Consider the following 13914-nt stretch of genomic DNA (forward strand, 5'->3'; position numbering starts at 1 on the left):
CGCCCCCGCACACATGAGGCGGCCCGGGACCGTTCGAACGGTCCCGGGCCGCCTCATGTGGCTCGGTGCTGCCTGCCCGGCGCCTGCGCGCCGGGCGGCGTCACGCCTCCTTGGAGAGGTTCGGGCCGCCGCCCGCCGCCGACTCCACCGGAGGGGCGTCCGGCAGGGCCGTCTTCTCCTCGCCGCGGAAGGTGAACTTCGCCGCCTCACCCTCGCCCTCGGTGTCGACGACCACGATGTGACCGGGGCGCAGCTCGCCGAAGAGGATCTTCTCCGACAGGATGTCCTCGATCTCCCGCTGGATCGTCCGGCGCAGCGGCCGGGCGCCCAGGACGGGGTCGTAGCCCTTCTTGGCGAGCAGCTTCTTGGCCTCCGTGCCGAGCTCGAGGCCCATGTCACGGTCCTTCAGCCGCTCGTCCACCTTGGTGACCATCAGGTCGACGATCTGGATGATGTCGGTCTCGGTGAGCTGGTGGAAGACCACCGTGTCGTCGACACGGTTGAGGAACTCCGGCCGGAAGTGCTGCTTGAGCTCCTCGTTGACCTTGTTCTTCATCCGCTCGTAGCCGGTCTTCGTGTCGCCCTGGGCGGCGAAGCCCAGGTTGAAGCCCTTGGAGATGTCCCGGGTGCCGAGGTTGGTCGTCATGATGATGACGGTGTTCTTGAAGTCCACGACCCGGCCCTGGGAGTCGGTCAGCCGACCGTCCTCCAGGATCTGCAGCAGCGAGTTGAAGATGTCCGGGTGGGCCTTCTCGACCTCGTCGAACAGGACGACCGAGAACGGCTTGCGGCGCACCTTCTCCGTGAGCTGGCCGCCCTCCTCGTACCCGACGTAGCCGGGGGGCGAGCCGAACAGCCGCGAGACGGTGTGCTTCTCGCTGAACTCCGACATGTCGAGGGAGATCAGCGCGTCCTCGTCGCCGAAGAGGAACTCCGCCAGCGTCTTGGACAGCTCGGTCTTACCGACGCCCGAGGGGCCGGCGAAGATGAACGAGCCACCGGGACGCTTGGGGTCCTTCAGACCGGCCCGCGTACGGCGGATGGCCTGGGACAGCGCCTTGATGGCGTCCTCCTGCCCGATGACGCGCTTGTGCAGCTCGTCCTCCATGCGGAGCAGGCGCGAGGACTCCTCCTCGGTGAGCTTGAACACCGGGATGCCCGTGGCGGTGGCCAGGACCTCGGCGATCAGCTCCTCGTCCACCTCGGCGACGACGTCCATGTCGCCGGCCTTCCACTCCTTCTCCCGCTTCGTCTTCGCGGCGAGGAGCTGCTTCTCGGTGTCCCGCAGGGAAGCGGCCTTCTCGAAGTCCTGCGCGTCGATCGCGGACTCCTTGTCCCGGCGCACGTTCGCGATCTTCTCGTCGAACTCGCGCAGGTCCGGCGGAGCGGTCATCCGGCGGATGCGCATCCGGGAGCCGGCCTCGTCGATCAGGTCGATCGCCTTGTCGGGCAGGAAGCGGTCCGAGATGTAGCGGTCGGCGAGCTGCGCGGCGGCCACCAGGGCGGCGTCCGTGATGGACACCCGGTGGTGCGCCTCGTAGCGGTCGCGCAGCCCCTTGAGGATCTCGATGGTGTGCGGCAGCGACGGCTCGGCGACCTGGATGGGCTGGAAGCGGCGCTCCAGGGCCGCGTCCTTCTCCAGGTGCTTGCGGTACTCGTCCAGCGTCGTCGCGCCGATGGTCTGGAGTTCACCGCGGGCCAGCATCGGCTTGAGGATGCTGGCGGCGTCGATCGCACCCTCGGCGGCGCCCGCACCCACCAGGGTGTGGAGCTCGTCGATGAACAGGATGATGTCGCCGCGGGTGCGGATCTCCTTGAGCACCTTCTTCAGGCGCTCCTCGAAGTCACCGCGGTAGCGGGACCCGGCGACCAGGGCGCCCAGGTCCAGCGTGTACAGGTGCTTGTCCTTGAGCGTCTCGGGCACCTCGCCCTTGACGATCGCCTGGGCCAGACCCTCGACGACCGCCGTCTTGCCGACGCCGGGCTCGCCGATGAGGACCGGGTTGTTCTTGGTACGGCGGGACAGCACCTGCATGACCCGCTCGATCTCCTTCTCGCGCCCGATGACCGGGTCGAGCTTGGACTCGCGGGCGGCCTGGGTGAGGTTGCGGCCGAACTGGTCCAGCACCAGGGAGGTCGAGGGCGTGCCCTCGGCGGGACCGCCGGCGGCGGCGGTCTCCTTGCCCCCGGAGTAGCCGGACAGCAGCTGGATGACCTGCTGCCGCACCCGGTTCAGGTCGGCGCCGAGCTTCACGAGGACCTGGGCGGCGACGCCCTCGCCCTCGCGGATCAGGCCGAGCAGGATGTGCTCCGTACCGATGTAGTTGTGGCCGAGCTGAAGGGCCTCGCGGAGCGACAGCTCCAGGACCTTCTTCGCACGGGGGGTGAAGGGGATGTGGCCGGACGGGGCCTGCTGGCCCTGGCCGATGATCTCCTCCACCTGCTGGCGGACCGCCTCGAGCGAAATCCCGAGGCTCTCCAGGGCCTTAGCGGCGACACCCTCACCCTCGTGGATCAGTCCCAGGAGGATGTGCTCGGTGCCGATGTAGTTGTGGTTGAGCATCCGGGCTTCTTCCTGAGCCAGGACGACAACCCGCCGCGCGCGGTCGGTGAACCTCTCGAACATCGTTAATCGCTCCTCAGAGCGGTCAGGCAGTAAGGGGTCGGTCCCCTCCCTGTCCTTCCGCAGCTTAGTCCCGCAAGCGGGGACCGCTCGTTCCGACTGCCGACACCCGTCCGGATCGCCCCCGCGCAGGGGCGGAGATGAGCTGTACGCCTTCCCGCCCTCGTCCCGGACAGCCGACAACAGTTCCAACCCGATGGTGCGAGACGATGTTCCCGCAGGCCAGACATATCCGCCCGCTTCCACTACGCCGACGGCGAACGCCTCACGGCCGACACGCCCGTCCACCGCTCCATCGCCGGTGCCGCACCCCCGTTCCACGTGGGATTTCCTCACCGACTTCTTACCCCGGGACACTGACAGTCCATGCGGGGCACGGGGGGCGCATCCGCTACTGGCGAACACTCTTGCGCGGCGGACGCCGCCCGCTCAACCACGACATCCCGACACTGCGGGTGATGGGTGGAAGCGGTGTGTGACCGGGAGCGCGGCCCGGCCCGCGCACGGCCCTCGGGAGGCCGCTGCGCGGCCGCGGCCTCCCGGGCGGGGTCGCGGAACGGCTCCGGCCGGTGCCCCGGCCGGTACGGAACGGCCGTTCCGGCGGGTACGGCGGCGGAACGCCACCGCACGCGACTTTCAGCCGTTCGCCTTCTCGTAGGCCTCGCGAATGTTGGCGGGGACTCGTCCCCGGTCGTTGACCTCGTAGCCGTTCTCCTTGGCCCAGGCGCGAATCCTCGCGGTGTCCTGGCTGCCGCCACCACCGGCCGCACGGGCCTTGCCGCGGGCCGTACGGCCACCGGTGCGGCGGCCGCTCTTCACATAGGGCTCGAGCAGGCCGCGGAGCTTGTCCGCATTGGCGGTGGTGAGATCGATCTCGTAGGTCTTGCCGTCAAGGGCGAACGTCACCGTCTCGTCCGCCTCACCGCCGTCGATGTCATCGACAAGAAGGACCTGAACCTTCTGCGCCACCGGTTACTCCCATTCGTCGTGTGCGGTCAGTCATCGAAAACCGATTACTGATGCTGACGACGAAAGCAAACCGCTTTTTCGGGGAAAACACAAACCCCCGGGGAAGTTTGCCCGGCGGATCCGGCCGGATTGGCGGGACCTTTCGGACATAGGCCACACGGTGCCGGCGGCTCATAGGTGCAGCAGCATCCGTGTGTTGCCCAAGGTGTTGGGTTTCACCCGTTCGAGACCGAGGAACTCGGCCACCCCCTCGTCATAGGAACGCAGCAGCTCGCTGTAGACATCCCCGTCGACCGGAGTCTCACCGATCTCGGTGAAGCCGTGCCGGGCGAAGAAGTCCACTTCGAAGGTGAGACAGAAAATGCGTCGCACTCCCAGCCGGCGCGCGGTCTGCAGCAGCTTCTCGAGCACCAGGTGCCCCACCCCCGCGCCCCTGAGCGCGGGATCGACTGCCAGCGTACGGACCTCGGCCAGGTCCTCCCACATGACGTGGAGGGCGCCGCAGGCCACCACCCGGGCGTCGTGGTCGCGTTCGGCGACCCAGAACTCCTGGATGTCCTCGTAAAGCGTCACCATCGGTTTGTCGAGCAGGATGCGATCGCGCGCGTACGTGTCGATGAGGCGGCGCACGGCACGCACATCACCGGTTCTCGCGCGGCGGACGGTGACCTCGCTTACCGGGCCCGGTGCTTCTGGCATGTCCGGACGCTATCGCTCCGAAGCCCCGCCGCTTCCCCCGGGGGCGTCGAGATGCACGCCTTCCGGCTGCACGACCCGCAAGGCATCCCGCAGGGCTTCCCGCTGTTCCGCCGACATCATCCCGAAGAACGCCACAAGCGCCGCGGCGGGGTTGTCACTCGTGCACCATGCGTTGTTCATCAGTGCCGCGGAGTAGGCGGCCCGGGTGGAGACGGCTTCATATCGATAGGCCCGGCCTTCCCGCTCGCGCCGCAGCCAGCCCTTCTCCCGGAGGTTGTCCATTACGGTCATGACGGTGGTGTATGCGACCGGCCGTTCCCGCCGAAGGTCGTCCAGCACTTCTCGCACCGTGACCGGGCGGTTCCACCGCCATACCCGTGTCATCACCGCGTCTTCCAACTCTCCGAGTGGCCGGGGCACGGGAATAACGATAGTCCCGTATGGGCGAAACGCCCGGCATGCCCCGCTTCACCGGCCGGTCCGCCGGACCGCGGGACACCCGCGAGGCCTCACCGGGGCCCACGGGCATCCGCACACGGAAGAGGCGTGCGCCACGGGACACGTCCGGTACGTCCCCGCGGCGCACGCCTCCCGCCGGCTGCGGCTGCCGCCGTCTAACGCTCCTCGCCGCCGCTCCGCGACGCGCCCCGCGCGGCCTCGGCCCGCGCCATGGCGTCCACGGCGGCGTCCTCCTTGGCCTTGTTGGCGCCGCCCTGGTTCTTGACGATCGTCACGATGAGCGCGGTAAAGGCCACGGCCATCACCGCGGACGGGGTGAGTGCGGCGATGTACTCCATGCCGGTCAGCCTCCTTCGGTCCCGGGTCTCCCAGCCTAACCGGCGCCCCCGCGCGTCAGACCGGCAGGGACCGCCGCGACGGCACGGACGGGCGCGGCACGGGCGCCTGGCGGGCCGGGGCGGACCGGGCGGCCACCGCCCGCTCGCAGCGGCGCAGCAGCCCCGCACGGCGCTCCCCCTCCGCCGCCCCGGCCGGCTCGGCACACAGCCCGCGCAGCGCCTCCACATCGGCCCGGCGCGGTACGCAGTCCAGCGCCAGGGCCTCCTCCAGGAGCGTCAGATAGCCGGACACGGCGCCCGGCAGCGCAGCGCGGTGGCGGTCCAGGTCGGCCAGCAGGAACGCCCGCAGCCGCCGCGCCTCCCGGGCCGCCTCCGCCAGGGCCCCCGCCAGCCGCCGGTACTCCCGCGCCGCCTCGGGCCGTACGGCGCCGGGGCGCGGCGCGTGCGGCGCCGGGACGCCGGCGGACCGGAGGGCGAACGCGAGGGCGCCTTCGAGCACCCGCAACTCCTCGGCGCTGACGACCAGGGCGCCTCGGCAACCGTATGGCATGGGCATACCGTGACGGTACGTCAGGAAGACCACGGAACCCGGCACATGACGTGAAAGGCCGGAAAACCACCCGGAACACCCGGCATACGGCCGTACGCCGCGCCCCGTCCTGCCCCGTCCCGCCCTGCTCCCGTCCCGCCCTGGACGCCGGGACGTCAGCTCCGGGGCCGGTTCCTCTCGTAGACCAGCCGCAGGCCGATCAGCGTCAGCCACGGTTCGTGCTCGTCGATGGCCGCGGCCTCGCCCAGCACCATCGGGGCCAGTCCGCCGGTCGCGATGACGGTCACGTCCTCCGGGTCGTCCGCCAGCTCCCGGGCCATCCGCTCCACCACGCCGTCCACCTGTCCGGCGAAGCCGTAGAGGATGCCGGCCTGCATGGCCTCCACGGTGTTCTTGCCGATGACGCTGCGCGGCCGGGCCAGCTCGATCTTGCGGAGCTGCGCGCCGCGCACCCCGAGGGCCTCCACCGAGATCTCGATACCGGGCGCGATGACACCGCCGGCGTACTCGCCCCGCGTGGAGACCGCGTCGAAGGTGGTGGCCGTGCCGAAGTCCACGACGATGCTCGGGCCGCCGTACAGCTCGACCGCGGCCACCGCGTTGACGATGCGGTCCGCGCCGACCTCCTTGGGGTTGTCCATCAGGACGGGCACCCCGGTCCTGGTGCCCGGCTCGACGAGGACGGACGGGATGTCCCCGTAGTGGCGGCGGGTCACCTCGCGCAGCTCGTGCAGGACGGAGGGGACGGTCGAGCAGACGCAGATGCCGTCGATGCCGTCGCCCAGCTCCACCCCCAGCAGCGGATGCATCCCCATCAGCCCCTGGAGGAGGACGGCCCACTCGTCGGCGGTGCGCCGGGGATCGGTGGAGATCCGCCAGTGCTCGACGATCTCGTCGCCGTCGAACAGTCCGAGGACGCTGTGCGTGTTGCCGACGTCGATCGTGAGCAGCATCAGCTTCCCTCCTCCCGCGTCTCGTCGCGCAGGTCCAGGCCGATGTCGAGGATCGGCGAGGAGTGGGTGAGGGCGCCCACCGCCAGGTAGTCCACGCCGGTGGCGGCGTACGCGCGGGCGCCCGCCAGGCTGAGCCGGCCGGAGGACTCCAGCCTCGCCCGCCCGGCGACCAGCTTCACCGCCTCGGCGGTCTCCTCCGGGGTGAAGTTGTCCAGCAGGATCAGCTCCACGCCCTCGGCCAGGACGGGTTCGAGCTGGTCCAGCCGGTCCACCTCCACCTCGATCGGCACCCCGGGGAACTCCGCGCGGACCCGGCGGAACGCCTCCGCCACACCGCCCGCCGCCACCACGTGGTTGTCCTTGACCAGCGCGGCGTCCGACAGCGACATCCGGTGGTTGAGCCCGCCGCCGCAGCGCACCGCGTACTTCTCCAGGGCGCGCAGCCCCGGCGTCGTCTTGCGGGTGTCGCGGACCCGGGTGCCGGTGCCCTCCAGCTCGTCGGCCCAGGCCCGGGTGGCGGTGGCGATGCCCGACAGCCGGCACAGCAGGTTGAGGGCGCTGCGCTCGGCGGTGAGCAGGTCGCGGGTGCGGGTGCGCACCGACAGCAGTCGCTGGCCGGGCATCACCCGGTCGCCGTCCTCGGCGTGCCGCTCGACCTCGAACTCCTCGGTGCACACCACCGACAGGACCGCCTCGGCGATCCGCAGCCCGGCGACGGTGCCCGCCTGACGGGCGGTGAAGTCGCCGGTGGAGACGGCCTCCTCGGGGATGGTCGCGACGGTGGTGACGTCCACGCCGTGGTCGAGGTCCTCCTCGATCGCCAGGTGCGCGACATCCTCGACCTGCACCGGGTCCAGGCCCGCGTCCGCCAGCAGCCGCGCCAGGTCCGGGTCCAGGCCGCACTCCAGGGGGTCGAGACCGAAGTCGGACTCGTCCTCGTCGCCGGCCCCGCAGCCGCAGGCGTCCCCGCAGCCGCCCGCCGCGCCGTTCACCGCCTCGTCCGGGCGGTGGCGGCCGATCTGGAGCAGCGGTAGTTCGTCGGGTGTGGGGGTCACGGCTTCTCCTCGGGTGCGACCGGTGGAAAGGCGGTCGAGTCGGTCGTACGGACGACGAGCGTAGAGCCCTCGGCGGTGGGACGCAGAGCGACCACCAGATGCCGGCGCCAGACCTCGTCGTCGCGGTCGGGGTGGTCCTCGCGCCAGTGGCAGCCCCGGGTCTCGGTGCGGCGCAGGGCGGCGGCGACCAGGACCCGGGCGACGAGGTGCAGGTTGGCCGTCTCCCAGGCCTCGACGCCGGGCTCGGCGGGCTTGCCCACCCCGTCGGACGCCGCGGAGAGCGCCGCCAGTTCCGCGGCGGCCCGCGCCAGACTGCCCGCGGAGCGCAGCACTCCGGCGCCGGCGGTCATGGTGCGCTGGATCGCGTACCGCGCCTCGGGCGGCGGCAGCGGGACCGTCCGTCCGCCACCGGGCGCGGGCACGGGTGCGGCGGCGCGGCGCGGGGCGCGGGCGATGCCGGCGGCGATCCGCTCGGCGAACACCAGGCCCTCCAGCAGGGAGTTGGAGGCCAGCCGGTTGGCGCCGTGCACCCCGGTGCAGGCGACCTCGCCGCAGGCGTACAGCCCCGGCACGGTGGTGCGGCCCGCCAGGTCGGTACGGACCCCGCCGGAGGCGTAGTGCGCGGCGGGCGCCACCGGGACCGGCCCGGTGACCGGGTCGATGCCGTGGGCGCGGCAGGCGGCGAGGATGGTGGGGAAACGTTCCGCCCACATCCGTGCCCCGAAGTGCCGGGCGTCGAGGTACATGCAGTCGGCGCCCCGCTCCCGCATCCGCCGCATGATGGCCTTGGCGACGATGTCGCGCGGCGCCAGCTCGGCCAGCTCGTGCTGCCCGAGCATGAAGCGCACGCCGTCCGCGTCCACCAGGTGCGCGCCCTCGCCGCGCACCGCCTCCGACACCAGCGGCTGCTGGCCCTCGCTGCCCGCGCCCAGGAAGAGCACCGTCGGATGGAACTGGACGAACTCCAGGTCGGAGACCTCCGCCCCGGCCCGCAGCGCCAGGGCGACGCCGTCACCGGTGGAGACGGCCGGGTTGGTGGTCGCGGAGAACACCTGCCCCATGCCGCCGGTGGCCAGCACCACCGCCGGGGCGTGCACGGCGCCCACGCCGTCGTGCCGCCCCTCCCCCATCACATGCAGGGAGACGCCGGCCGCGTGTCCGCGCCCGTCCTTGAGCAGATCCAGGACGAGCGCGTTCTCCACCGTCTCGATACCGGCCTCCCGCACCGCCGCCACCAGCGCCCGGGATATCTCCGCGCCCGTCGCGTCGCCGCCCGCGTGGGCGATACGGCGCCGGTGGTGGCCGCCCTCGCGGGTCAGCGCGATCTCCCCGGAGGCGCCGGTGTCGAACCGCGCCCCGGCGCCGATCAGCCGCCGCACCGCGTCCGGGCCCTCGGTGACCAGGGCCCGCACCGCCGCCTCGTCGCACAGGCCCGCGCCCGCGACCAGGGTGTCGTCCAGATGCTGCCCGGGGGTGTCGCCCTCGCCCAGCGCGGCGGCGATCCCGCCCTGCGCCCAGCGGGTGGAGCCCGCGTCCAGCCGGGCCTTGGTGACGATCACCGTCCGCCGCCCGGCCGCGGCGCAGCGCAGGGCGGCCGTCAGCCCGGCCACCCCGGAGCCGACCACCACCACGTCCGCCCCGATCGCCCAGCCGGCGCGCGGGGCCGTCAGCCGCAGGCCGGCCGCCGGCGGGTTCGCGAAGTCGTTCACCGGGCTCCTCCGCTTTCTCGGGTTTCCCCGGTTTCTCGGGTTTCCCCGGTTTCTCGGGTTTCCCCGGCAGGAGACCCCAGGCGCAGCCGGACGTTGTCGATCAGGCGGGTGGTGCCCACCCGCGCCGCCACGGCGAGCACGGCCTCGCCCCCGTACGCGCCGGGTTCCTCCGGCACCGGGGTGAAGCCGTCCGGGTCCACCAGCGCCAGATAGTCGGTCTCCAGCGGCGGATCGGCCGACCGGGCCCCGTCCAGCACCGCCCCGGCCGCGGCGCGCACCTCGCGCGGCCCGCCGCCGCCGGCGAGCGCCTCGCGCCCGGCGGACAGGGCGCGGGACAGGGCCAGGGCCGTGGTGCGCCCGGCCGCCGACAGGTAGCGGTTGCGGCTGGACAGCGCCAGCCCGTCGGGCTCGCGCACGGTGGGCACGCCCGTGATCTCCACGGGGAAGTTCAGATCGCGGACCATGCGGGTGATCAGGGCGAGCTGCTGGGCGTCCTTCTCCCCGTACAGCGCCACGTCGGGGGCGGTGAGGTGGAGGAGCTTGGCGACGACGGTGAGCACACCGTCGAAGTGGCCCGGGCGGTGGGCACCCTCCAGCCGCTCCCCCATCGGACCGGCGCTGATCCGCACCTCGGGCTCCCCGCCCGGGTAGACCTCCGCGACCGGCGGCGCGAAGACCGCGTCGGCACCCGCCCCGGCGGCCACCACCAGATCGGCGTCCAGGGTGCGCGGATAGCGGTCCAGGTCCTCGTCCGGGCCGAACTGCAGCGGGTTGACGAACACGGTGACCACCACCTGGCCGTCCGGCCCGGCCGCCGCGCGGGCGGCACGGATCAGGGCGGCGTGTCCCTCGTGCAGGGCGCCCATCGTCATCACCACCGCCCGCCGCCCGGCGCGCGGCAGGGCGCGCAGTTCGGCGGCGGTACGCGGTACGGGCACGACCCGGCCCCCTCGTTCCACGGTTCCTCCGGTCACCGGTTCCCCCCGTCGGAGAGGACCTCCAGCAGGTCCTCGGCCAGCTCCGGCCTGAGCAGGCCGTTGGCCAGGGCCCGGTCCGCGGTGGTGCGGGCCATGGCCAGATAGCCCGCCACCGCCTGCGGGGCGTGGCGGCGCAGTTCGGCGACATGGGCGGCGACCGTCCCCGCGTCGCCCCGGGCGACCGGGCCGGTCAGCGCGGCGTCACCGGAGCGCAGGGCGTTGTCCAGGGCCGCGCCGAGCAGCGGGCCGAGCATCCGGTCGGGGGCGGCGACCCCGGCCGCGCGCAGCAGGTCCATGGCCTGCGCGACCAGGGTGACCAGGTGGTTGGCGCCCACGGCCAGGGCCGCGTGGTACAGCGGCCGGGCCTCCTCGGCGATCCACTCGGGCTCCCCGCCCATCTCGATGACCAGCGCCTCGGCCGCCATCCGCAGCTCCTCGGGCGCGGTGACCCCGAACGGGCAGCCCGCCAGCCGGGAGACGTCCACGGGCGTGCCGGTGAACGTCATCACCGGGTGCAGCGCCAGCGGCAGGGCACCGGCCCGGGTCGCCGGGTCCAGCACGGCGGTGCCGTAGCGGCCCGAGGCGTGCGCCAGCAGCTGGCCGCGCCGTACCGCACCGGTCTCGGCCAGGCCCGCGACCAGGGCGGGCAGGGCGTCGTCGGGCACGGTGAGCAGGACGAGCTCGGCGCGGGCCAGCACCTCGGCGGGCTCCACCAGCGGCACCCCCGGCAGCAGCGCCGCGGCCCGGCGGCGGGAGGCGTCGGAGACGCCCGAGGCGGCCACCGGGCGGTGGCCGGCCAGCCCGAGCGCGGCGGCCAGGGCGGGGCCGACGCGGCCCGCGCCGACGACACCGACGGTCAGGCGCGCGGGACGGTCCCCGGCGGCACCCGAGGAGTGTTGGTTCACGTGAGCTGGGCCTTCCGTTCCAGTCCGACGGATCCGGTACCGGACGATTACCGCCATGCTACGCGGACGCCCGGGTACGGCCGTTCCGGTCCCGGTGGGCGATGATCGGCCCATGACCCCGGATCCGGAGACAGCGAACGAGGACGCCGCGCGGGAGCGGCGGTTCGCGGCGTGGAACCACGCGCCGCGCAGACTGGCCGACGGCCCCGCCGGCGGGACGCTCGCCGGGTGGCTGGCCCGGCTCGCCGAGGAGGGAGCCGGGGTCTGGGACCTGGCCGGCCGCCCCGACCTGTACGGGGACGGCGTCGTCACCGCCCTGGAGGAGCGCACCGCCGCCCTGCTGGGCACCGGGGCCGCCGCGTTCTTCCCCACCGGCACCATGGCCCAGCAGGTCGCCCTGCGCTGCTGGGCGGACCGTACCGGCAGCCCCGTCGTCGCCCTGCATCCCATGTCGCACCCCGAGCGCCACGAGCGGGGCGCACTGGTACGGCTCGCCGGGCTGCACACCGTCCACCCGACCGCCGAGCCGCGGACGCCCACCGCCGACGAGATACGGGAGCTCCCCGAGCCGTTCGGCACACTGCTGCTGGAACTGCCGCTGCGCGACGCGGGCTTCGTACTGCCCACCTGGGAGGAACTGGTGGAGACCGTCACCGCGGCCCGGGAGCGGGACGCGGTGGTGCACCTCGACGGGGCCCGGCTGTGGGAGTGCACCGCGCACTTCGGGCGCCCGCTCACCGAGATCGCCGCCCTGGCCGACACCGTGTACGTCTCGTACTACAAGTCCCTCGGCGGGCTCTCCGGCGCCGCCCTGGCCGGGCCGCCCGACCTGGTGGAGGAGGCGCGCGCCTGGCGGCACCGCTACGGCGGGCAGCTCTTCCAGCAGTGGCCCGCCGCGCTGTCCGCGCTGGTGGGGCTGGAGCGGGAGCTGCCCCGGCTGCCGGAGTACGTCGCCCACGCACGGACGGTGGCGGGCGTTCTGCGGGAGGGGCTGGCCTCGGCCGGGGTGCCGTGGTTCCGGATCCATCCGGAGGAGCCGCACACCCACCAGTTCCAGGTGTGGCTGCCGTACGGCGCCGAGGAGCTGACCGAGGCGGGTGTGCGGCAGGCGGAGGAGGACGGGACGGTGCTGTTCCGGTGGTGGGAGGCGCCGGGGCCGCCCGGGACGGCGATGGCCGAGGTGACGGTGGGCGCGCCCGGGCTGGGCTGGGGTCCGGCGGACGTCCGCGAGGCACTGTCTGCGTTCCTGGCCCGGGTGCCCGGCACGGGGTGAGGGGTGCCCTGGGCGGGCACGGGGGTGCGGGTTCCGTGGGTGCTGGGGTCGGGGCCGGTCCGGGGCGGCCATTCCGGACGGTACGATTTACGGCCGTTTCCGTGTCACGTTGCCTTGCCCGCTCATTGGCCGCAAATCGCACTTGAGTGTCCGGAACGGCCGCCCCTCCCCGTCCCCTCCCGCCGTCCCCCGGCTACCGGTCCGATTCGCCCGTGCTCCGGGCCGGGCCCACTCCCGGCACACTCACCCGGCCGCGGGCCGCACACCCCGGGCCGAGCCCGCTCCCGGAACGGCCGCCCGGAGCCAGAGCCGGGTCGGCCCGGCCACCCTCACGGACCCGGGTGAGCGGCCGGCACCCGCCCCACGGCAGCGGCACGTCCTGGTCGCCCTCATGTGCAGGCGCGAGTGGCCGGCATCGTGGCGCGGCCAGGGACGTCAACCGACGTGTACGAGCCGGTGGGCGTGGAGGGCCGCAGGCGCGACGGGATGCACTCGGCGACGGCGGGGAGGGGACGGGGAGGGGCGGCCGTTCCGGACACTCAAGTACGATTTGCGGCCAATGAGCGGGCAAGGAAACGTGGCACGTCAACGGCCGTAAATCGTACCGTCCGGAATGGCCGCCCCGGACCGGCCCCGACCCCAGCACCCACCAGAACCCGCACCCCCGTGCCCGCCCAGGGCACCCCTCACCCCGTGGCGGGACCGCCCCCCGCCCGCACCAGCCCCGTCTCGTACGCCAGCACCACCGCCTGCACCCGGTCGCGCAGCTCCAGCTTGCCCAGGACCCGGCCCACGTGCGTCTTGACGGTGGCCTCCGAGAGCACCAGCCGCGCGGCGATCTCGCCGTTGGACAGGCCCTGCGCCACCAGCAGCAGCACCTCGCGCTCACGGCTCGTCAACCGCTCCAGCCCCCTGGCCCGCGGCCGCTCCCCGGCGGCGGGCAGCAGGGTGGCGAAGTGGTCGATGAGGCGGCGGGTGGTGGACGGGGCGACCACCGCGTCCCCGCTGTGGACCGCGCGGATCGCGCCCAGCAGTTCGTTCGGCGGCACGTCCTTGAGCAGGAAGCCGCTCGCCCCGGCCCGCAGCGCGGAGAAGGCGTACTCGTCGAGGTCGAAGGTGGTCAGGATCAGCACCCTGGGGTTTCCGGGGCCGCCCTCGCCCCGCTCGCGGATGCGGCGGGTGGCCTCGACGCCGTCCAGGCGGGGCATCCGCACGTCCATCAGCACCACGTCCACGGCGGCGGCGCGCAGCCTCTCCAGTGCCTCGGCACCGTCCGAGGCCTCGGCGACGACCGTCATGTCGGGCTGTGCGTCCAGCACCATGCGGAAGCCGGTGCGCAGCAGCGCCTGGTCGTCGACGAGCATCACCCGGACGGTCATGGGGTTCCCTCTCCTGTGGTTGTCG

At 73.2% G+C, this 13914-nt stretch carries 13 protein-coding genes; 1 reads left to right on the forward strand and 12 read right to left on the reverse strand.

The window, feature by feature from the left end:
* Positions 1-100: 100 nt before the first annotated feature.
* The 11 genes from CUT44_RS17270 to CUT44_RS17325 form a co-directional block, all read right to left on the reverse strand.
* Entirely contained in the window at positions 101-2626 is a 2526-nt protein-coding gene (locus tag CUT44_RS17270; protein ID WP_100202785.1) for an ATP-dependent Clp protease ATP-binding subunit, read from the reverse strand.
* Positions 2627-3259: 633 nt separating this feature from the next.
* Positions 3260-3592 carry a histone-like nucleoid-structuring protein Lsr2 gene (locus CUT44_RS17280; protein WP_100202786.1) on the reverse strand — a complete coding sequence of 111 codons (333 nt, stop codon included), beginning with the start codon at positions 3590-3592 and terminating at the stop codon, positions 3260-3262.
* Positions 3593-3763: 171 nt separating this feature from the next.
* Positions 3764-4291: an amino-acid N-acetyltransferase gene (locus CUT44_RS17285; protein WP_100202787.1), complete on the reverse strand. Its 528-nt coding sequence runs from the start codon at positions 4289-4291 to the stop codon at positions 3764-3766.
* A 9-nt stretch (positions 4292-4300) separates the two neighbouring features.
* Positions 4301-4711 (reverse strand): BlaI/MecI/CopY family transcriptional regulator, encoded by a 411-nt coding sequence (locus CUT44_RS17290; RefSeq protein WP_100202788.1) that lies wholly within the window; start codon positions 4709-4711, stop codon positions 4301-4303.
* Positions 4712-4905: 194 nt separating this feature from the next.
* Positions 4906-5088 carry a hypothetical protein gene (locus CUT44_RS17295; RefSeq protein ID WP_100202789.1) on the reverse strand — a complete coding sequence of 61 codons (183 nt, stop codon included), beginning with the start codon at positions 5086-5088 and terminating at the stop codon, positions 4906-4908.
* Positions 5089-5143: 55 nt separating this feature from the next.
* Positions 5144-5644 carry a hypothetical protein gene (locus CUT44_RS17300; protein ID WP_146252250.1) on the reverse strand — a complete coding sequence of 167 codons (501 nt, stop codon included), beginning with the start codon at positions 5642-5644 and terminating at the stop codon, positions 5144-5146.
* 149 nt (positions 5645-5793) lie between these two features.
* Positions 5794-6591: a type III pantothenate kinase gene (locus tag CUT44_RS17305; protein ID WP_100202791.1), complete on the reverse strand. Its 798-nt coding sequence runs from the start codon at positions 6589-6591 to the stop codon at positions 5794-5796.
* Entirely contained in the window at positions 6591-7646 is a 1056-nt protein-coding gene (gene nadC / locus CUT44_RS17310) for a carboxylating nicotinate-nucleotide diphosphorylase (protein WP_100202792.1), read from the reverse strand. Before nadC ends, CUT44_RS17305 begins: the two co-directional genes overlap by 1 nt.
* Complete coding sequence (locus CUT44_RS17315) at positions 7643-9355, reverse strand: L-aspartate oxidase (RefSeq protein ID WP_100202793.1); 1713 nt, start codon at positions 9353-9355, stop codon at positions 7643-7645. Before CUT44_RS17315 ends, nadC begins: the two co-directional genes overlap by 4 nt.
* On the reverse strand, positions 9352-10314 hold the full coding sequence (panC, locus tag CUT44_RS17320) for a pantoate--beta-alanine ligase (protein WP_233221455.1): 963 nt from the start codon (positions 10312-10314) through the stop codon (positions 9352-9354). The genes CUT44_RS17315 and panC overlap by 4 nt, the downstream gene beginning before the upstream one ends.
* Positions 10315-10325: 11 nt before the next feature.
* A complete protein-coding gene (locus CUT44_RS17325) occupies positions 10326-11237 on the reverse strand; it encodes a Rossmann-like and DUF2520 domain-containing protein (RefSeq protein ID WP_100202795.1) in 912 nt (303 codons plus the stop codon).
* Between the two features lie 112 nt (positions 11238-11349).
* On the opposite strand from CUT44_RS17325, the gene CUT44_RS17330 reads away from it, so the two are divergent.
* The gene (locus CUT44_RS17330; RefSeq protein WP_100202796.1) at positions 11350-12510 is read left to right on the forward strand and encodes a threonine aldolase family protein; all 1161 of its coding nucleotides are present in this window, start codon (positions 11350-11352) and stop codon (positions 12508-12510) included.
* A gap of 686 nt (positions 12511-13196) precedes the next feature.
* Here the strand turns inward: CUT44_RS17330 and CUT44_RS17335 are convergent.
* Positions 13197-13889: a response regulator gene (locus CUT44_RS17335; protein ID WP_100202797.1), complete on the reverse strand. Its 693-nt coding sequence runs from the start codon at positions 13887-13889 to the stop codon at positions 13197-13199.
* Positions 13890-13914 lie beyond the last annotated feature (25 nt).

Origin of the sequence: Streptomyces carminius (assembly GCF_002794255.1) — a bacterium.
In the GTDB taxonomy this organism is placed as follows: Bacteria; Actinomycetota; Actinomycetes; order Streptomycetales; family Streptomycetaceae; genus Streptomyces; species Streptomyces carminius.